General features: G+C 74.4%; 8 protein-coding genes. 5 read left to right on the top strand and 3 right to left on the bottom strand.

The window, feature by feature from the left end:
• Positions 1 to 126: 126 nt before the first annotated feature.
• From CLV71_RS20875 to CLV71_RS20865, 3 genes are read right to left on the bottom strand one after another with little or no spacing between them, the layout of a single operon-like run.
• Entirely contained in the window at positions 127 to 2118 is a 1992-nt protein-coding gene (locus CLV71_RS20875; RefSeq protein ID WP_133904493.1) for a carbamoyltransferase C-terminal domain-containing protein, read from the bottom strand.
• Positions 2115 to 2363 carry an acyl carrier protein gene (locus CLV71_RS20870; RefSeq protein ID WP_133904492.1) on the bottom strand — a complete coding sequence of 83 codons (249 nt, stop codon included), beginning with the start codon at positions 2361 to 2363 and terminating at the stop codon, positions 2115 to 2117. Before CLV71_RS20870 ends, CLV71_RS20875 begins: the two co-directional genes overlap by 4 nt.
• A gap of 42 nt (positions 2364 to 2405) precedes the next feature.
• On the bottom strand, positions 2406 to 3338 hold the full coding sequence (locus CLV71_RS20865; protein WP_133904491.1) for a TauD/TfdA dioxygenase family protein: 933 nt from the start codon (positions 3336 to 3338) through the stop codon (positions 2406 to 2408).
• Between the two features lie 378 nt (positions 3339 to 3716).
• Here CLV71_RS20865 and CLV71_RS20860 point away from each other — a divergent pair, with 378 nt between their 5' ends.
• From CLV71_RS20860 to CLV71_RS20840, 5 genes are read left to right on the top strand one after another with little or no spacing between them, the layout of a single operon-like run.
• On the top strand, positions 3717 to 5579 hold the full coding sequence (locus CLV71_RS20860) for a non-ribosomal peptide synthetase (RefSeq protein ID WP_166664189.1): 1863 nt from the start codon (positions 3717 to 3719) through the stop codon (positions 5577 to 5579).
• A complete protein-coding gene (locus tag CLV71_RS20855; protein WP_133904489.1) occupies positions 5576 to 9976 on the top strand; it encodes a type I polyketide synthase in 4401 nt (1466 codons plus the stop codon). Before CLV71_RS20860 ends, CLV71_RS20855 begins: the two co-directional genes overlap by 4 nt.
• Positions 9973 to 14457, top strand: coding sequence for an SDR family NAD(P)-dependent oxidoreductase (locus tag CLV71_RS20850; protein WP_133904488.1), 4485 nt, complete (start codon positions 9973 to 9975; stop codon positions 14455 to 14457). The genes CLV71_RS20855 and CLV71_RS20850 overlap by 4 nt, the downstream gene beginning before the upstream one ends.
• Complete coding sequence (locus CLV71_RS20845; protein WP_133904487.1) at positions 14454 to 19772, top strand: type I polyketide synthase; 5319 nt, start codon at positions 14454 to 14456, stop codon at positions 19770 to 19772. Before CLV71_RS20850 ends, CLV71_RS20845 begins: the two co-directional genes overlap by 4 nt.
• On the top strand, positions 19769 to 20623 hold the full coding sequence (locus CLV71_RS20840; protein WP_133904486.1) for a 3-hydroxyacyl-CoA dehydrogenase family protein: 855 nt from the start codon (positions 19769 to 19771) through the stop codon (positions 20621 to 20623). The genes CLV71_RS20845 and CLV71_RS20840 overlap by 4 nt, the downstream gene beginning before the upstream one ends.
• Positions 20624 to 20650 lie beyond the last annotated feature (27 nt).

Genomic DNA, 20650 nt, shown 5'->3' with positions numbered 1-20650 from the left:
AGGAAGCGCCCGCACGAATCCCCATCCCGTTGCCAGACCACCGCATCGGGTTAGGAAGGTAGCAAAATCACCAACAGCTCGCGTCCGCCGAACAACCCACACCACGCCAGGGGCGGACGTCCTTCGTCAGAAGGTCGCGCCTTCCTGGGAGTCCGGGTCGAAGACGGCGGTCGGTCCGAACATCCTGGCGTGCTTCTCGGCGGCGAGGGTCAGTGTGCCGCTCTCGTCGCGGGAGCTCGCGACCTCGGCCAGCTGGTTGACCACCTCGGGTGTCGCCAGCTCCTGGTCACGCAGCTCCGGGGAGCGAGCCATCAGGACCATCGCCGCGGTGCCGTAGCCCGCGCCGACCCAGGAGTCCCAGATCTCGTCCCGTTCCGGCTCCTGACCCGCGAAGAGGTCTTGTCGGCGCGGGTGCCGGCCCGCGGCGGCCGGACCCTGTCCCTGGTCGTCCGACCTCAGCAGGACCCGCCTGCCCGCGATATAGGCGACCGCGACGTTCTTGCGCACGGCGAAGCTCAGAGCCTGGGCCGCCGTGTCGACGATCGGCTCGCCCTTCTCGTTCAGGGACGTGTTGCACAGCATCGGAATCCCGGTCTCCTGCCGGAACGCCTCGATCGCCCGGTGGAGCAGAGGGTTCGTCTCCTGGGCCAGGGTCTGGTGCCGGGCCGAGTCGTCCAGGTGGAGGATCGCAGGCACCAGCGGGCGTTTGTCCTCGCGCACGAAGGCCGTCTGGAGCATGTAGGGCGACGGGCCCGGCTCGTCGAACCACTCGCCGGTGTGCTCCTCCAGGACGATCGGCGCGACGGGGCGCCACCACTGCCGGTTCTTCCACTCGTTCAACCGGTCCTTCGACGAGAGAGTGCGGGGATCGGCGAGGATGCTGCGGGCGCCCAGCGCCCTGGGGCCGATCTCGGCCGCGCCGTCCGCCCACACGAGCGGTCCTCGGCAGATGTCCTCGACGAACCGGGCCTCCGTGAACGGCTGCACGTCCACGACGAACTCGTCGAACTGCCGTAGCGCGGCGTCCACGTCGGTCGGCAGGGCACCGCGGTAGGGGGTCGCGAGGCGGAACTCGCCGTCCGGCAGATGACCCGTTCCGTGGAGGGCGAGCAGGCCGAGGCCGAGTGCCTGGCCGGAGTCGTTGGCGCACGGCGGGATGAGCAGACCCCTGAAGCCGTAGCGGCGCAGGAGGAAGGAGTTCGTCGGGCAGTTGAGCGCGAACCCTCCGCTCAGGGACAGGTAGGCCTCGCTCGGGTCCACCGCTCCGGAGTCGAGCAGCCGGTCCATGTTGCGCACCATGACGATCTCGCAGGCCGTCTGGACGACCTTCATCACGGCGGACTGGAGGTGCTCCCGCTCGGTGAAACGCCCGTCCAGTTCCCGGGACGGCAGTTGGGACCGCGCCGAGCGGATGACCTCGTCGAGGAACACGAGCGTGTCGACCAGTGGCACGCGCTGGCCGCCGAACAGCTCCAGGTCACGCACCGCCGCCTCGGTGTCGAAGTCGATCTCCGTGGGACACGCCGACGCCAGCGCCATCAAGGTGCCTGGCTCACTGCCGAACCTCGCGGTCGCGGCGTCGTAGATGGGCGCCGGGGACTCGACCGGGCTGAAGCTGACGCTGCCCTTCCTGGACACGCAGCCCGCGTACCAGTACTTCTTGCCCTCCTGGTCGAGACCGAAGTCGGGCCTGCCGTCCACCGCCATGCCCACGATGGTCTGGCTCCGGAAGATCTCGGAGTCCAGGAGCAGTCCACTGTAGAGGTGGGCGAGGCTGTGCACGGGGAAGTCCTCGGAACCCGCAGGCATCCGGATCTCCGCGTGCCGTGGCAGGCCTGGCGTGCCCCAGCACGCACTCACGTCCTCGGGGGACAGTCCTTCCGCCGCCAGCAGCTCGGCCAGGACCCGGTTGTAGCGGCCCACGGTGAAGATCGGCCAGTAGTGGTGCTTCTGCCCACTGACGCGCTCGAGCTCCCACACCCTGACGAGATCGACCCGTGCACCGGACGTCCGCCACAGCGCGATGTTCTGGTCGTGCCTCGGTGCGATGACGGACAGGCCGTCGGGCGGTGAGAGGTAGCACGACAGGAAGTACTTGGTGTCCGGCCCCACGGTCACGACCTCCCTCCGGTGGCAGGTGCCCGCTCCTCGACGAGCCGGACCAGGTCACCGACGTCCTCCGCGCCGAACATGTCGGCGACGCTCAGCGCGACGTCGAACTCGCGTTGCAACGCGACCATCAGGCGGAGCATCAGCACGGAGTTGACGCCGAGGCCGTTGATGCTGCTGTCGGCCGAGACCTCCCGAGGGGTGAGTACTTCGGAGATGACTGACATCACGTCGTCCGACTTGACGTTCGACATTGGTTGCGCCCCAAATCCTCTCGGTCGCCGCTACCGCGGTGCTCAGGCGATCGCTTCGAACAGGTCACCGATCAGTGCCCGCGAGACGAAGCCGTCCGGGCCGCAGGGCAGGTCGCCGACCACGGTGGTGCGGTGGACGATCCGCTCCTCGTCGAACATGAGACCGTCCACCGGCCCGGCGTGGGCCACGGCGCGGTTGTCCCACATGACGAGGGTGTCCTGTTCCCAGCGGACCCTGGCGTGGAGCTCGTCGCGCCCGGCCAGCTCGTCGAGGAGGAAGTCCAGCAGGGCCGCGCTCTCCCGCGGCTTGAGCCCACAGACGGCCTGCATGAAGACACTGCTGATGAACAGCTGCCGCGCCCCGGTCTCGGGGTGGACCCGCACCAGCGGGTGGAGCGCGGAGAACGGGCCGGAGGACCGGCCGTCGAAGCGGGGCGGCGGCGCACTGTCGAACCGGGAGTGTATGGCCTGCAGCGTGTCGAGGTAGCCTCGCAGGGAGGGCGACAGTCCACCGTAGAGCGCTTCCAGGTTCGCGAAGAGGGTGTCGCCGCCCGCGGGCGGGATCTGCACGCCACGCAGGATCGTGATGGCGGTGGGGTTGGCCATGAACGTGCTGTCGATGTGCCACTCGGTGCGCAGACGTCGTGCCACGGTCCCCCCGAAGGGATCGTCGGCGCCGACCTCGGCCTCGGCCAGTCCGGACCGGTCCGCCGACAACGCGGTGCGCAGCACGGCCGGGGCGTCGCGCAGACCGTTCACGATGGGATGGGCGGCGGTGGCGCCGCCGAGGAGGTCGGTGAGCGCGACCTGGCGTTCGTCGTCCATCGGCTGGTCGCGGAAGACGAGGACCTTGTGGCGGAGCAGGGCCTCGCGCAGGCGGGCGACCACGGGTGGCCGCAGGCCGTCGACGAGGTCGACGCCCTCCACCTCCGCGCCGGTGATCGGCGTGATGGGCCGAAAACTGATTTCTGACACAGGGCACCTCCAGCGCGGTGACTACCCGACCATTCGTGAGCCAATTCACCCGGGTTCAGCGCGACATGCGGATCTGACCCAATTCGTCCACCGAAACCAACGTAGGGGAACCGCGTAAAGCGGCGATAGAGCACGGATAACGTCCACCCGGCACACCCTCCCGTCCCGAGTGGACCCGGGCGTCGTCGCCGCTGGTCAGGCGCGTTCCCGGACACGGAAGGCATTCAACTGCGGACGAGTGCCAGTCGAACACGGGACTCGTGCACATCACCGGAACCAATAGGCTCCACGCGGCGCCGACCCCGGAAACTTCGGGAGTCTTTCGCGCGATCGCACCAGGCAGGAATGCTGAGGGGAGAGCGGATAATGTCCCGCGGGATGACCACGGGGACCGCGGCCGTGGAAGGCGCGTTCGCCGGCACCGACGGGGACGACCTGTTCTCGGGTCGTCCGGTACACCGGATCTTCGCCGAACGTGCCGCGCGGCACCCCGACGCCGTAGCGGTCCGGGCAGGCGCGACCTCGATGACCTACGCCGAGCTGGACGATCGGGCCAACCGTCTCGCGCACCTGCTGCGTGACCGCGGTGTCGGGCACGAGACCGCGGTCGCGTTGTGCCTCGACCGGGGACCGTGGCTGCCGGTGGCGGTCCTGGCGGTGTTCCGGGCGGGCGGTACCTACGTGCCACTGGATCCGAACGACCCGCCGGCACGCCGGGACCTGGTGATCGACGACGCTGACGCGGCGCTGGTGCTCACCGACGGGCCGGTCGAGGTGTCCGGTGTGGACGTTCTCGACCTCGGCAGCGCCGCACTCGACGCCGCCCCGGCGCACGCGCCGGACGTCGCCGACGATCCGCGGCGCGCGGCCTACGTCATCTACACCTCCGGCTCCACGGGCCGCCCCAAGGGCGTGGTCGTCGAGCACCGCAACCTCACCGCGTACGTCGACGGTGTCGTGCGCAGGCTGGCGATCGACCGGCCGATGCGCTTCGCCATGGTGCAGCCGCTGACCGTGGACTCCAGCGTCACCGCCCTGTTCCCCCCGCTGTGCACCGGCGGCGAGGTGCACCTGCTGCGCAGGGAGACGGTGCTGGACCCCGGACGGTTCGCCGACTGGGTCGGCGAACACGGCATGGACGTCCTCAAGATCGCGCCGTCGCACCTGCGTGCCCTGCAGTCCTCCCCCCGGTTCGAGGAACTGCTGCCACAGGCACGGCTGGTCGTCGGCGGGGAGGCCGCCGACTGGCGCTGGCTCCAGGCGCTCCAGCGAGCCCGTCCCCACTGCCGGGTGGTCAACCACTACGGCCCCACCGAGACCACGGTCGGCGTACTCACCCTCGCCGTCGCCGACCATCCCGACGCCGACTGGGACATCGCCCCGATCGGCGGGCCGCTGCCCGGTGTCCGGGTGTCCGTCGTGGACGTGCACGGCGATCCGGTGGCGGACGGGGAGATCGGCGAGCTGGTCGTGGCCGGGCCGTACGTGGCACGCGGCTACCACCGCCGCCCGGAGCTGACCGCGACCGCGTTCGCCCTCGGGCGCTACCGGACCGGGGACCAGGTGCGGAGGCTGGCGGACGGCACGATCGCGTTCGTCGGGCGCCAGGACGACCAGGTGAAGGTCAACGGCTTCCGGGTCGAGCTGGGTGAGGTCGACGCCGCGTTGCGCGCGCACCCCGCCGTGCACGCGTCGGCGACCGTGGTCCGGGACCTGTCGGGCGAGCGCGCGATCGTCTCCTACGCCCAGACCGGTGCCACGCCGGACGAGCTGCTCACGCACCTGCGGGCCCGGCTCGCGCCGCACCAGGTCCCTCGGGCGGTCGTGGTGCTCGACCGGATCCCGCTCAGCGCGCACGGCAAGGTCGACCGGGCCGCCCTGCCCGTCCCGCCGGAGCCCGCCGAGGGCGCCGCCGCGGCCACCGACCTGGAACGCACGGTCAGTTCGGCGTGGTCGGCCGTGCTCGGCGTCGACTCCGTGGCCGCCGACGTCAACTTCTTCGACGCGGGCGGCCACTCGCTGCTGCTCGTCCAGCTCCAGCAGCGGTTGCGGGACGGCACCGGGCAGCCGGTCGACCTGATCGACCTGCTCGCCCACACGACCGTCCAGGCGCAGGCGCGACTGCTGTCCGGCAGGCACCCAGGCCTGGCGACCGCACCGGCCGGGCGGCGGACCCCCCAGCAGGACGCCCTGCTGCGCCGTCGCGTCCAGCACAGCCGAACCATCCGGGACGCCAGATGACCGACACGATCAGCGAGGACGACGCCAGCCTCGACATCGCCGTGGTCGGGATGGCGGGACGGTTCCCCGGCGCCGAGTCGGTCCCACAGCTGTGGGCGAACCTGCTCGCCGGACGATGCGCGGCGGTCGACACCGGCGCCGGGACGGCGGACGGCTTCGTCCCGGTCGCCTACCCGATGGCGGGCAGCGACGGGTTCGACGCCACGTTCTTCGGGATCGCGCCGCGCGAGGCCGAGCTGATGGACCCGCAGCACCGGGTCCTGCTCGAGTGTGCGTGGGCGGCGGTGGAGAGCGCCGGCCTGGCACCGTCGACGTATCCGGGACCGGTCGGCGTCTACGTCGGCGGGGGCTACAACACCTACCTGCTGCGCAACGTCGGCACCCAGCCCGGCGCCGGGGAGCTGACCCTGGACAAGGCCACCCTGCTCGGCAACCGGTCGGACTTCCTGGCCTCCCGGGTGGCCTACAAGCTCGGCCTGCGCGGACCGGCGGTGAACGTCCAGACCGCCTGCTCGACCTCACTGGTCGCGGTGGTCGAGGCGTGTCAGGCGCTGCTGGCCTACCAGTGCGACGCGGCCCTGGCCGGGGGCGTCGCGGTCGACGACACCCGCGCCCGCGGCTACCGGTACCACCCGGACGGCATCCTGTCCCCCGACGGGCGGACCAGGACGTTCGACGCCGACGCCAGGGGCACCACCGGCGGGGACGGGGTCGGGCTGGTCGTGCTCAAGCGGCTCTCCGACGCGGTCGCCGACCGGGACCACGTGCACGCCGTCATCCGGGGCACCGCCGTGAACAACGACGGCTCGGCCCGCGCCGGGTTCACCGCGCCAGCCGCGGCGGCCCAGTCCGAGGTGATCGCCTCGGCGCTGGCCGCCGCGGGGCTGGCCCCGGACACGATCGGCTACGTCGAGCTGCACGGCACCGCGACCCCGCTCGGCGACCCGGTGGAGTTCGCCGCCCTGCGCACCGCGTTCGGCGGGGTCGCGTCGGGCCGCTGCCTGCTCGGCTCGGTCAAGACCAACGTCGGGCACCTCGACGCCGCGGCCGGCGTGACCGGCCTGATCAAGACCGTGCTGGCCGTCGAGCACGGGACCGTCCCGGCGAGCCTGCACTTCGAGCGACCCAACCCGAGGATCCCGCTCGACGGCAGCCCGTTCGCGATGGCCACCGAGACCCTCCCGTGGCCGGGCGACGGGCCGCGCAGGGCAGGCGTCAGCTCGTTCGGGCTCGGCGGGACGAACGCGCACGTCGTGCTCGAGCAGGCGCCCGGGCCTCCCGCGGGTCCGTCCGACGGCGACGAGCTGCTCGTGCTGTCCGCGCGTTCGGCCGACGCGCTGGAGGCGATGACCCGGCGGCTGCACGACCACCTCGACCTCCACCCCGACGTGGCGCTCGCCGACGTCGCCGACACGCTGCGGACCGGCCGCGAGACCCTGCCGTACCGGCGGGCGGTCGTGGTCACCGGCCGGGTGGACGCCGTGCACGCGCTATCCCACCCCGAGGAGGGGCGGGTGCTGAGCGGGTACACCGGCAGCGCCGCGGGACGGCCGGTCGGCTTCGTCTACTCGGGGTTCGGTGCCCAGCACCGGGGCATGGCCCGGGACCTGTACACCGGCGAGCCCGTGTTCCGCGCGGCACTGGACGAGTGCGCCGAGCTGCTGGACGAGGACCTCGGCAGGCAGCTGCGCGAGGTCGTGCTCGCCGACTCGGGACGGGACGCGTTCGCCGCCATGCTCGACCCGCGTGGCCGCGGCGACGACCCGCTCGACGGCCCGCTGCTGGGGTACCCGGCGACGTTCGCGCTCGGGTGGGCGCTGACGCGGCTCTGGCAGGCACGCGGGGTCAGCCCGGCCGTGATGATCGGCCACAGCCTCGGCGAGACGGTGGCGGCCTGCGTCGCCGGGGTGTTCCGGCTGCCGGACGCGGTGCGCCTGGTCGTGGCCAGGGCCCGGTTGATCGAACAGTGCGGGCCGGGGGCGATGCTCGCCGTCGAGCTCGGCGAGGACGCGGCCACGGCGCACACCGGCCCGGAGGTGTCCCTCGCCGCGGTGAACGGACCCGCCACCTGCGTGCTGTCCGGGACGGTCGACGGGATCGGCGCCGTGCGCGAGCGGCTGGCCTCTGCGGAGGTCCCGCACCGGCTGCTTGGCGCGGGGTTCGCCTTCCACTCGCCGATGATGGACCCGGTGGTCGACCGGTTCCGCGAGCTGGTCGCCGCCGTGGAGCTGCGGGCGCCGGGCATCCCGTTCGTCTCGAACATCACCGGCACGTGGATCACCGACGCCCAGGCCACCGATCCCGGGTACTGGGCGGAGCACCTGCGCCACCCGGTCCGGTTCGCGGACGGTGTCGCCACCGTCCTCGCGGTGCCGGGGGTGACGCTGGTCGAGGTCGGCGCCGCGCCGACCCTGACCTCCGGGGTGCTGCGGCATCCGGCGGCCGAGGGCACCGACCGGGTGTGCGTGCCGTCGCTGCCGGGACCACTGCCCGGCCGGACCGCTCGTGGGGCGATGCACTCGGCGGCGGCCCGGCTGTGGCTGGCCGGGGCCGACACGCCGTTCACCCGCCAGGACGGCACCCGGCGCACCGCGCTGCCGACCTACCCGTTCGAGCGAACCCGGTTCTGGCTGGAGCCCGGCGAGTCCCGGGCCGCGCCGGACGCGGCACACCGGCGCGGCCCGGGCTCGAGCTGGTACTGGACGCCCTCCTGGACCCGGCTGCCCGCCCCGGCACCGGTCGACACGACCGGTCTCGCGGACGCGCGGTGGCTGGTGCTGGCCGACGACACCGGCCCGGGCCACGACCTCGCCGCCCGGCTGCGTGGGCTCGGCGCGACGGTACGCACCGTGGTGCCGCCCGGCGCGACGCGTGCGGGGGACGACGTCCTCGACCCGGCCGACCCCGGCGCGGCCACAGACCTGGTCGTGCGGCTGCGACCGGGCGGGGTGCCGGACCGCCTGCTGCACTGCTGGTCCTCGGGCGCTCCCGGCGCCGCAGGCGCGGTGGAGTGGCAGCGCGGTCCGGACACACTGCTCGGCCTCGCGCGAGCCTACGACGCGGAACTGATGACCGGCGCCTGGCGCTGGGACGTGGTCACCACCGGCGCGTGCGCCGTGCTCGGCGACGAGGCGCTGGTACCCGAGCGGGCCGCACTGCGCGGCGTGGTGCGGGTGCTCGGCCAGGAGTACCCGTCGCTGACCTGCGTGCACCACGACGTGCCTGCCTCGGGCACCGAGGTGGGCGCGCTGCTCGACGCGCTCGCCGACGACGGCACGCGCACGGCGGCCCGGCGCGGGAGCCACCGGTGGGCACCGGTGTTCGTCGCGGCCGACCCCGCCCCGGCCGCGGAGCCCGCTGTCGTGGCAGGCGGCACCTACCTGGTCACCGGCGGTCTCGGGCGGATCGGGCTGGTCGTCGCGCGGGCGCTGGCCGAGCGGGCCCCGGTGCGGCTGGTGCTCACCGGCCGCCGCGGCGCACCCGTCGACCGGGACGCACCGGCCGCCGGTGCGCTGCGGGAGCTGGCGGCGCTGGGCGCCGAGGTCGAGACCCCGGCCCTCGACGTCACCGACGCGGCGGGGATGCGGGCGCTCGTGGCGCGGCTGGGCCGGGTCGACGGGGTCGTGCATTGCGCGGGCACCACCGGTCCCGACGCGCACCGCGCGGTCGGCGAGACGGGCCCGGACGACATCGCGCGACACCTCGGCCCGAAGGTCCGGGGCGTGCGGGTGCTGCACGAGGCCCTGGAGGGGCAGTCACTGCGGTTCGCCCTGATCTGCTCGTCGGTGGCCTCGGTGCTCGGCGGGCTCGGGTTCGGTGCCTACGCCGCCGCCAACGCGGCGCTGGACGCGTTCGCGCACGCCAACCACGACACCGGACGCCCGTGGACCAGCGTGAACTGGGAGGCGTGGCTGTTCCCCGGCACCGGGAGGACGAGCGGGACCGGGGGCACCGTCGGCGCGGCGGTACAGGAGCTGGCCCTCACCCCCGACGAGGGCCGCGCCGTGGTCGACCGGCTGCTGGACAGCACGCCGTGCCCGCAGGTCGCGATCTCGACCGGCGACCTGAACCGCAGGGAACGGCAGTGGGCGACCCCGGCGGCGCCCGCCCCGGCGCCCGCGCGGCACCGCCGCCCGGCGCTGCGCAACCCCTACGTCGTGCCGGAGGGCGCGGTCGAGGAGCGGATCGCCGGCATCTGGCAGGAGCTGCTCGGGGTGTCCGACGTCGGCGCGCACGACAACTTCTTCGAGCTGGGCGGCAGCTCCCTGCTGGGGTTGCAGGTCGTGCACCGGCTGCGCGGCGAGCTGGCCGCCCCGCTGCCGCTGACCGTCGTCTACGAGGGCCCGACCGTGCGCACGCTGGCCGCGCTGGTGCGGGAGCCGGAGACCGCCGGATGAGCGCCGTCGCCGTCGTCGGTATGGCCTGCCGCTTCCCCGGTGCCCCCGACCTGGACACCTACTGGGCGAACCTGCGCGACGGGGTCGAGTCGATCGAGCCGGTGCGCTCGGCCGAGGGCAGGGTGGGGGCCGCACCGCGGTTCGAGGGCATCGAGGACTTCGACGCGGAGTTCTTCGGCTACACCGTGCGCGAGGCCGAGACCATGGACCCGCAGCACCGGCTGTTCCTGGAGACGGCGTGGGCGGCGCTGGAGCACGCGGGCTGCGACCCCACCCGCCACCCGGCCCCGATCGGGGTGTTCGGCGGCGCGGGCACGAACCACTACCTGGCGCACGTGCGGTCACACGCCGACCTGGTGGCGGCGATCGGCCGCAGCCAGGTGCTGCTCGGCAACGAACTGGGCTTCCTGGCGACCAGGGTCTCCTACAAGCTGGGCCTGACCGGGCCGAGCCTGTCGCTGCGCACCGCGTGCTCGACCTCGCTCGTGGCCCTGCACCTGGCCGTGCGCAGCCTGCGCGACGGCGAGTGCGGCCTGGCGCTGGCGGGCGGGGTGTACCTGGACGCCGACCAGCGCAACGGCTACGAGTACCTGGAGGGCTCGTTCGTGTCGCCGGACGGGCACGTACGCCCCTTCGACGCCGACGCCCGCGGCACCGTCTTCGGGTCCGGCGTGGGGGTGGTCGCGCTGAAGCGGCTCGCCGACGCACTGGCCGACGGCGACACCGTCCACGCGGTGGTGCGTGGCTCCGCGGTGAACAACGACGGCGCGGTCAAGGTCGGGTTCACCGCGCCGAGCGTCACGGGGCAGGCCGCCGTGATCACCGCCGCGCTGGCCGACGCCTGCCTCGACCCCGCCGACATCGACTACGTCGAGGCGCACGGCACCGGCACCGCGCTGGGCGACCCGATCGAGGTGGCGGCACTGCGGCAGGCGTTCGGCGGGCGCGGATCGTGCGCCATCGGGTCGGTGAAGGGCAACATCGGCCACCTGGACGCCGCCGCGGGCATGGCCGGGTTGATCAAGACGGTACTGGCGCTGCGGCACGAGCTGCTGCCCGCGACACTGAACTTCCGCCGCCCGAACCCGGCGCTGCCCCTCGACGACGGGACGCTGCGCATCCAGGCGGAGACCGCCCCGTGGCCCCGGGTCCCCGGAGCGCCGCGCCGCGCCGGGGTCAGCGCGTTCGGCTTCGGCGGCACCAACGCCCACGTGGTCCTCGAGGAGGCGCCGGGGACCCCGCCGGTGCCCGACCCCGGCGACCGGCAGCTGCTCGTGCTGTCCGCGCGCAGCCAGGAGGCGCTGGAGACCGCCACCGACCGGCTGGCCGACCACCTCGACCGGCACCGGCCCGACCTGGCCGACGTCGCGCACACGCTGGCGACCGGGCGCACCGCCTTCGCCCACCGCCGGGTGCTGGTCACCGCCACCGGCTCGGCGACCGAGGCGGCGTCGGCGCTGCGTTCGCGCGGCACCGGGGAGACCGGTCAGCTCGTGCACGGGCACTGCGCCGTCGACACCGCCCCGGTGGTGTTCCTGTTCCCGGGGCAGGGGGCCCAGCACGTCGGCATGGGCCGGGGCCTCTACGACACCGAACCCGTCTACCGCGACGCCGTGGACCAGTGTGCGCAGCTGCTGGCGCCGCTGCTCGACGCCGACATCCGCGACGTCCTCTACCGGCCCGGCCACGGCATCGACGACACGCGACTGACCCAGCCCGCGCTGTTCGTCACCGAGTACGCGCTGGTGGCCCTGCTCGCGGAGTGGGGGGTGGCGCCGTCGGTGATGGTCGGGCACAGCCTCGGCGAGCTGGTCGCGGCCACCGTCGCGGGGGTGTTCACGCTGCCCGACGCGCTGACGGTCACCGCGCACCGGGCGGCTCTGATGCGCGAGGCGCCACCCGGTGCGATGCTCGGCGTCGCCACCGGTCCCGAGCAGCTGGAGCTGTCCGGGGAGCTGAGCCTGGCCGGGCACAACTCGCCGAGGGACTGCGTGGTCAGCGGGCCCGTCGAGCACGTGACGGCGTTCGCCGAACGACTGCGGGCACGGGGGCTGACGGTACGGCCGCTGCTCGCCGGGCACGCGTTCCACCACCCGTCGATGGGCCAGGCGGCCGAGAAACTGTACGAGCACGTCGCGGCCCGCTCGCCCGGCGAGCCGACGGTGCCGATCGTGTCCACCGTGACCGGCGAGCCGCTGACCGGCGCGCAGGCCACCGACCCGGCCTACTGGACCGGGCAGATCACCTCGCCCGTCCGGTTCCACGACGCGGTGCTGGCGGCCGCGACACCGTCGGCCGCGTTCGTCGAGATCGGCCCCGGCAACACGCTGACCACGCTCGCCAGGCGCACCCTCGCCGCCGTACGCACGACGGGCACCCCCACGGTGGTGGCCACGCTCCCCCACCCCGACGACCCCCGCGCCGACGACGCCACCACCGCCCGTCGGGCTGTCGGCGCGCTGTGGACGGCCGGGGCGGTGGTCGACTGGGCACGCCACCACGGGCCGCACCGCCGGGTCGTCGCGCTGCCCGGGCACCCGCTGCGGCGACGCCGCTTCTGGCTGGACCGACGGGCCACGCCCCCGGCCGAGGCCGCGGGCTCGGCCCCGTCCCGCCGCGACGACGTGCGGGAGTGGTTCACCGTGCCGTCCTGGCGGCAGGCTCCGCTGCCGAGAAACGACGGTCCGGACACCACGGCGCACTGGCTGGTGCTCGCCCGCCCCACGGGACCGGGGGCCGACCTGGCCGCGGGCCTGCGCGCGGCCGGTGCGCGGGTGAGCGTGGTGCGACCCGGGTCCGGGTGGGCGGCCGACGAGGACGACTACACCGTCGACCCGCGGCGCCCCGCCGAACTCGACCGCCTCCTCGACGGGCTGCGTGACGCCTCCGGCGGGGGGCTGCCCACGCACGTGGTGCACGCCTGGACCCTGGACGAGCCGTGCGCGCCGACGACGGGCGCCTGGGGCGAGCTGCCCCCGGCGGAGGCGGCGGCCGACGCCGACGTGCTCGGGTTCGCGAGCCTGCTGCTGCTGGCCCGCGCCCTGAACCGGCACGGCGACCCGGTGCGGCGGCTGTGGGTGGTCACGAACGGCCTGTACCGGGTGACCGGCCCGGAGCGGACGGCACCGTTGAAGGCGACCCTGCTCGGTCCGGCGCGGGTGCTTCCGAGGGAGGTCCCCGGGCTGACCTGCCGGGTCGTCGACCTCGACCAGCCCGGGCCGCCGGTCGTGGCTCGACTGCTGACCGAGCTGGGCGCCGAGCCAGGTCCTGGCGCCCCGGACGTCGCGTGGCGCGGGGCCGGCCGCTGGACCCGCCACCACGAGCCGCACCCACTGGTCCCGCACGAGGGACCGTCCCCGGTCCGCGAGAACGGGGTGTACCTGGTCACCGGCGGCACCGGCGGTCTCGGCCTGGCCCTGGCCGACCACCTCACCTCGGCAGGCGCACGGGTGGTGCTCGTCGGCCGGTCCCCGCTGCCTGCCGAGGACGGCCCCGTCGCGGGCCGGGACGCCGGGGTGGCGGCGCGGCTGCGGGCACGCGGCGACCGGGTCCTGTCCGTGACCGCCGACGTCACCGACCCCGACGCCGTGCGGGGCGCGGTCACCGCCGCGACCGACCGGTGGGGGGCGGTGCACGGCGCGTTCCACCTGGCCGGGGTGGCGGGCGGCGGGATCATCGCGCTCAAGGACCTGGACACCGCGCGGACCGTGCTGTCACCGAAGGTCGTCGGCACCCTGGTCCTGGCGGAGGCACTCGCCGGGCAGCCGCTGGACTTCATGGTGCTGTTCGGGTCCAACGGAGCCAACGTCGGCAGCGCGGGCCAGGTCGACTACTGCGCCGCGAACTGCTTCCTCGACGCCGTCGCGCACGCGGTCACCACCACCCGGGTCCTGACGGTGGACTGGGGGTCGTGGAAGGGCGTCGGCATGGCCGTCACCACGGCGCTCCCCGAGGGCGTCGAGCAGGCCAGACGACGTGACGTGGCCACGCTGGGCATGTCGGTGTCCGAGGGCATGCTGGCGCTCGACACCGTGCTGGCACGCGCCGCGGTGCCCCAGGTGACGGTGTCCCCGGTCCCCGTCGACCATCTCGTCGCGGCGGCCGCGCCCGCGGCGCCGGACGACGCGCCCCGCGCCAGGGCCCTGCCGGGGCAGGACGCCGTGCAGGTCGTCCGTGACGTGTTCGGCGAGCTGCTCGGCGTCGACGATGTCGGCCCCGACGACGGGTTCTTCGAGCTCGGCGGCAACTCGCTGGTCGCCATCCAGATCGTGAGAGCGGTGAACGACCGGCTCGCCGCCACGCTCACCGTGGCCGACCTGTTCGAGGCGGGCACCGCCGCCCGGCTGGCTCCCCTGGCCGCGCCGACGCCGCCCGCCGCGGGACAACCCGACCAGGACCGCGGCGGCGAGCGGCGCCGCGACGCGGTGCGCATGCGCCGCGCCATGCGAGCGCACCGCAGGACCACGAAGGAGCGCACGTGAACGGCCAGGACGAGGACCTCGACGCGAAGGTCGCCATCGTCGGCCTGTCCTGCCGGTTCCCGGGCGCACCCGACGCGGCGACGTTCTGGGCGAACCTGCGTGACGGGGTGGAGTCGATGCGCACCATCGACGAGGACGAGCTGGCCGCCGCGGGCGTCGACCCCGCCGAGTCGGGCGACCCCGACTACGTGCCGGTGCAGCCGGACTTCGCCGGGATCGACCTGTTCGACGCGGAGTACTTCGGCTTCTCGCCACGCCAGGCCATGACGACCGACCCGCAGCACCGGATCTTCCTCGAGCAGGCCGTCGCCGCGCTGGAGCACGCCGGGTACGGGGCAGGTGCCCCCGGCTCACGGGTCGGCGTCTACGGCGGCGCGAGCACCACCGCCTACCTGGAGAACATCACCGCCAACCTGGACCGGGGCGAGTCGATCCGCGGCGAGAACGTCGGGCTGGGCTTCGAGCTGGCGTTCCTGACCAGCCGGGTGGCCCACCAGCTCGACCTGCGGGGCCCGACGGTCCCGGTGCAGACGGCGTGCTCGACGTCGCTGGTCGCGGTGCACCTGGCCTGCCAGGCCCTGCTGGACCTGGAGTGCGACATGGCCGTGGCCGGGGCGGTGGCCTACAAGGTCCGGCCGGGCACCGGCTACCTCTACCGGGACGGCGCCTTCCTCTCCCCGGACGGACACGTCCGCCCGTTCGACGCGGCGGCCCGTGGCACCGTCTTCGGCAACGGGGCCGGGGTGCTGGTGCTCAAGCGGCTCGCCGACGCGCTGGCCGACGGCGACACCGTGCACGCGGTGATCGCCGGGTCCGCCGTGAACAACGACGGCTCCGACAAGGCCAGCTTCACCGCGCCCGCCGCGGCGGGGCAGGCGGCGGTGATCGGCGAGGCATGGGCGGCCGCCGGGACCGGGCCGGAGGACATCGACCTCGTCGAGGCCCACGGGTCGGGCACCGTCGTCGGGGACGCCATCGAGTTCCAGGCGCTCCGCCGGGTCTTCGACGGGCGCGGCAGTGCCGATCTCGGGTCGGTGAAGGGCAACGTCGGTCACCTCGACGCGGCCTCCGGCATGGCGGGCCTCATCAAGACCGTCCTGGCCATGACCCACGAGACGCTGCCGCCCTCGGTGAACTTCGACCGGCCCTCACCGGACGTCCCGCTGGCAGGCGGCCCCTTCCGGATCCGTACCGAGGCGGCGCCGTGGCCGAGGCGGCCCGACCGGGTGCGCCGCGCCGGGGTGAGCGCCTTCGGGTTCGGCGGCACCAACGCCCACGTGGTCCTCGAGGAGGCGCCGGAACCCGGGGTCGTCCGCGACGCACCCCCGGTGTGCGCGCTGCGGCTGTCCGCACGCACCCCCGAGGCCCTCGACGAGCTGACCGACCGGCTGGCCGACCACCTGGAACACCACCGCCCCGACCTGGCCGACACCGCGCACACCCTCGCCGAGGGCAGGCGTGCGCACCGGCACCGCCGGGCGGTGAGCGTCCCTGGCGACGATCCGGTCGCCGCCGCCGCGATGCTGCGCAGGCGCGGCTCGACCGAGGTGGCCACCGGCGTCGCGGGCGACCCGAGGATCGTGTTCCTGTTCACCGGCCAGGGCGCCCAGCGCACCGGCATGGGACACGAGCTGTACCTCGGCGAGCCGGTCTACCGGGACGCCGTCGACCGCTGCGCCGAGATCGTGTCGCCCTTGCTCGGCACCGACCTGCTCGACGTGCTGTTCGATCCCGACGTCGATGTCGACGACACCCTGCACGCCCAGCCCGCGCTCTTCGCCACCGAGTACGCACTGGCCACGCTGCTTCGCGACCGGGGGATCGCGCCGTCGGCGATGATCGGCCACAGCCTCGGCGAGCTCGTGGCCGCCACGGTCGCCGGGGTGTTCACCCTGCCCGACGCCCTGGCGACCGTCGTGCTGCGGGCCAGGGCCATGCACGACCTGCCCGCGGGCTCGATGGCGTCGGTGGTCGCCGACCGCGACGGGCTGGAGCTGCCCGACGATTTGGCCCTGGCCGCGCACAACTCCGTCCGCGACTGCGTGGTCAGCGGCTCCCCCGACGCCGTCGCCACCTTCACCGCCGCCGCCCGTGCACGGGGCACGACGGTCGCGCCGGTGGCGGGCACCCGCGCGTTCCACCACCCCAGCGCCGCCCCGGCCGCCGAGACGCTGCGCGCGCACCTGGCCGGCCTGGCACTGTCCCCGCCGAACATCCCGATCACCTCCACCCGCACCGGCGCCCCGCTGACCGCCGAGCAGGCCACCGACCCCGGCTACTGGGCCGAGCACGTGCTGCGCACCGTCGAGTTCCACGCCGCGGTGACCGCCACGACCACGCCGTCGACGGTCTACGTGGAGGTCGGGCCGGGGAACACCCTCGCCACCCTCGTCCGGCGCGGCCACACCGGCGACGGCGACCCGGCGGTCACCGTGACCACGCTGCCGCACCGGCGGGACCGCCGCGACGCCGCGCAGACGCTGCGGTACGCCCTGGACCGGCTGTGGACGCTCGGCGCGCGTGTCACGCCTCCCCCGGGCGGCCGTCGGATCCCGCTGCCCACCTACCCGTTCCAGCGCAGCCGCCACTGGATGGACGTGCCCGCCGACGACGCGCCACGCCCCAGGGGCCGCGGTCCCCACCCTCTGCTGGACCAGGAGCTGCTGCGCTCGGCGGGGCAGACGGTGTTCGGCACCGAGCTGTCCGCCGAGCGGCACTGGGTGCTGTCCGAGCACCGGTTGCTCGGCGAGGCACTGGTGCCCGGCACCACCTACCTGGAGATGGGCCGCGCGGCGGCCGAGCTGCACCTCGGCCGCCCCGTCACCGTGCTGCGCGAGGTCGAGTTCCTCGTCCCGCTGATGGTGCCGGACGGGGAGAGCCGCACCGTGCACGTCACCGTCCGCGAGGGGCAGGACGGCCACGCGGACACCGAGGTCGAGTTCACCGTCGCCTCCCACGACCCCGGCACCGGCGGCTGGACCACCCACGTACGCGGCCTGGCCGGCTCACGGCGGCAGGCCGTGCCCGCCGACGCCGACCTGCCCCGGATGCGCGAGCGCTGCACGGCCAGGAAGGTGGACACCTCGACCGTCCAGGCCGGGCACGCGGTGATGACGTTCGGCGAGCGCTGGGTACACAGCCTGCCCGTGGTGCACGTCGGCGAGCGGGCCGCCGTCGGTGAGCTGAACCTGCCGGAGGGGTACCGGGCCGAGTGCGACACCCTCGCACTGCACCCGGCCCTGCTCGACCTGGCAACGGGGTTCACCGGGCTCGCGCTGGCCGGCGCCGGCGACGCCGAGCGCGGCTTCTTCCTGCCGATCGGCTACGACGAGCTGCGGCTGCACCGCCCCCTGCCGGCGTCGGGGGTCAGCCTGATCGAGCCCCGACCGGGCACCACCCTCGACGACGACGTGCGTGTCTCCGACGTGCTCGTGTGCGACGACGACGGCGCGGTGGCCGTCACCGTCCGGGGGTTCACCGTCCGCCGGGTCCCCGACGCGGCGCGGACGGTGGCCCGGCTGCGGCCACGCACCCGGCACCACGAGCTGCGGTGGGTCCCCGCGACCGGCGGCCCCGGCCCGCGACGGGCGCCAGGCGAGATCCTGGTCGTCGCCGAGCCGGACTCGGCGGGCACCGAGCTGGCCGACGAGCTGGCCGCGGCGGGCGCCGCGGTGACACTGGTGGAGCTGACCACCCACACCCCGGGCACCGGACCCTCGGTCGGTGGACGCTCCCTGGTGCGGGCGAGCGCCGAGGGGTTCGCCGAGCTGGCCGACGCGCTGCGCGAGGGCGGCCCACGACACCTGGTGCACGTCGCCTCCGCGAACCCGAAGCCGGTGCCAGCCCACCTCCACGTCGGCGTCCACGCGCTGTTCCAGCTGTTCCGGACCCTGTCCGAACGCGGCGTCGTGCCGACCCGCCTCGACGTCGTCGCGCCGTCGGTCAGCCCGGTCGACGGGCACGAGGACGGCCCGCACTCCGTGCACGCCGCGTTGTTCGGCCTGGCCACGGTCATCGGGGCGGAGATCGGCGACGCCGAGGTGCGCTGCGTCGACGCCGGTCCGGGTGTCGGGGCGGGCGCGGTGTGCGCCGAGCTGCTCGGCGAGCGGGCCCCGGTCACCGTCGCGCTGCGCGGGACCGAGCGCCACGTCCGCGAACTGGTCCGCGTCGACCTCGGCGAGCGGCGGCGCCCGGTCCCGCCGGACCCCGCCGGTGTCCACCTGATCACCGGGGGGCTCGGCGGGCTGGGTCTCGCGCTCGCGGGCAGGCTCGCGGCCACCGTCCCCGGGGTGCGTCTGGCGTTGCTGGCCCGCGACCTGCCGGACGGGGACGACGACCGCTCCCGCGCCAGGCAGGCGGCGGTCACCGCACTGACCGAGGCAGGCGCCGACGTGCGGGTGTACGCCGTGGACGTCGCCGACGCGGCCCGGGTCGCCGACGCGGTCGCGCGGGTGCGTGCCGAGCAGGGCCGGATCTCGGTCGTCGTGCACGCGGCCGGGGTCGCCGGGGACGGGTTCCTGTTCCGCAAGGACGCCGCGACCTTCCGGGCGACGCTGGACGCGAAGGTGCTCGGCGCCGTCGCGCTCGCCGAGGCCACCCGGCACGAGCCGCCGGAGCTGACCGTGCTGTTCAGCTCGACCGTCGCCGTCTTCGGCGCGGCCGGGCAGGGCGACTACACCGCGGCCAACGCCTTCCTCGACGCCTACGCCGAGGAGCTGACCGCACGCGGGCGCCCCTCGGTGTCGGTGGCGTGGACCGACTGGCTCGGGACCGGAATGGCCCACGACCACGACGTGCGCGCCGACCAGGGCTTCTTCCGGTCCATCGGGATCGAGGACGCGCTCGACTCGCTCGAGGAGATCCTGACCGCGGACCGGGCCAGGGTGGTCGTCGGCGAGGTCAACCTCGCCAGGCGCGGCGACCCGGCGATCGCCGCCACGCTGGCCCGCTCACCGGTCACGCTGGGCGAGCCGCTGCGCCGTGCCCTCACCGGCGCCGGAGACGGCGGTGCGGACGGGCCTGCCACCGGTGACGGGCCCGCGCTGACCGGCCGGGACACCGGCTACAGCGACACCGAGCGGACGCTGGCCGGGATCTGGGCGGCCGAGACCGGCCTGACCGAGATCGACGTGCACGACAGCGGGGTCGCGCTCGGCGTGGACTCGCTCACCGGGCTGCGGATCGCCCAACAGATCCACAAGAACCTGCGGGTGCGGGTGTCGATGGCGGACATGTTCCGGCTCGACACCGTCGCCGAGCTGGCCGCGCACCTCGACGCGGCGGGCGCACGGACGGAAGGCGGTAGCGACACATGATCCAGACCATCGGAGTCGTCGGGGCCGGCACGATCGGACGCGGGGTGGCGCAGTCGTTCGCCCAGGCCGGGTTCGACGTCGTGCTGGTCGACGTCTCGGCGGCCCAGCTGGCGTCCGCGCTCGAGCAGATCGGGCGGGACCTGCTCGTGCTGGGGATGCTGCCGGGTGCCCGGCCCGGCAACGGGGAGGCACCGGAGAAGGTGCTGGCCAGGATCCGCACCGCGACCGCGCTGGCGGAGCTGTCCTGCGCGGACTTCGTGGTGGAGAACGTCACCGAGGACTGGGCGGTCAAGCGCGCCGTCTACGAGGAGCTCGACACCGTGTGCCGTCCCGAGGTGATCTTCGGGGTGAACACCTCCGCGGTGCCGATCACCCGGGTCGGCTCCGTCACCCGCCGCGCGGGACAGGTGCTCGGCCTGCACTTCATGAACCCGGTGCCGATGCTCGACACCGTCGAGGTGGTGCGGGGCACCTACACCGGCGAGGACACGCTCGCCGCCGCGACCGGGCTGCTGGAGCGGATCGGCAAGGAGGCGATCGTCGTCGCCGACGCGCCGGGGTTCGTCACGAACCGGGTGCTGATGCCCACGATCAACGAGGCCGTGTTCTGCGTACAGGACGGGGTCGCCACCCCCGAACAGGTCGACCGGATGTTCCGGGGCTGCTTCGGGCACCGGATGGGACCGCTGGAGACCGGGGACCTGATCGGCCTCGACACGATCCTGAACTCGATCACCGTGCTCTACGAGAGCTACCGCGACAGCAAGTACCGGCCCGCACCGCTGCTGGTGCGCATGGTCGAGGCCGGGCAGCTCGGTCGCAAGACCGGCCAGGGCTTCTACAGCTACTAGACGGACCCGCACCGACACCCGCCGAGG

The organism is Actinophytocola oryzae, from assembly GCF_004364325.1.
GTDB classification, from domain to species: domain Bacteria; phylum Actinomycetota; class Actinomycetes; order Mycobacteriales; family Pseudonocardiaceae; genus Actinophytocola; species Actinophytocola oryzae.
The sequence above is the reverse complement of the archived record's forward strand: the minus strand, read 5'-3'. Positions and strand labels throughout refer to the sequence as shown.

Coding starts and splice junctions, on each gene's coding strand:
- CLV71_RS20870 (WP_133904492.1), bottom strand. CDS start 2,363: ATGTCGAACGTCAAGTCGGACGACGTGATGTCAGTCATCTCCGAAGTA.
- CLV71_RS20860 (WP_166664189.1), top strand. CDS start 3,717: ATGACCACGGGGACCGCGGCCGTGGAAGGCGCGTTCGCCGGCACCGAC.
- CLV71_RS20855 (WP_133904489.1), top strand. CDS start 5,576: ATGACCGACACGATCAGCGAGGACGACGCCAGCCTCGACATCGCCGTG.
- CLV71_RS20850 (WP_133904488.1), top strand. CDS start 9,973: ATGAGCGCCGTCGCCGTCGTCGGTATGGCCTGCCGCTTCCCCGGTGCC.
- CLV71_RS20840 (WP_133904486.1), top strand. CDS start 19,769: ATGATCCAGACCATCGGAGTCGTCGGGGCCGGCACGATCGGACGCGGG.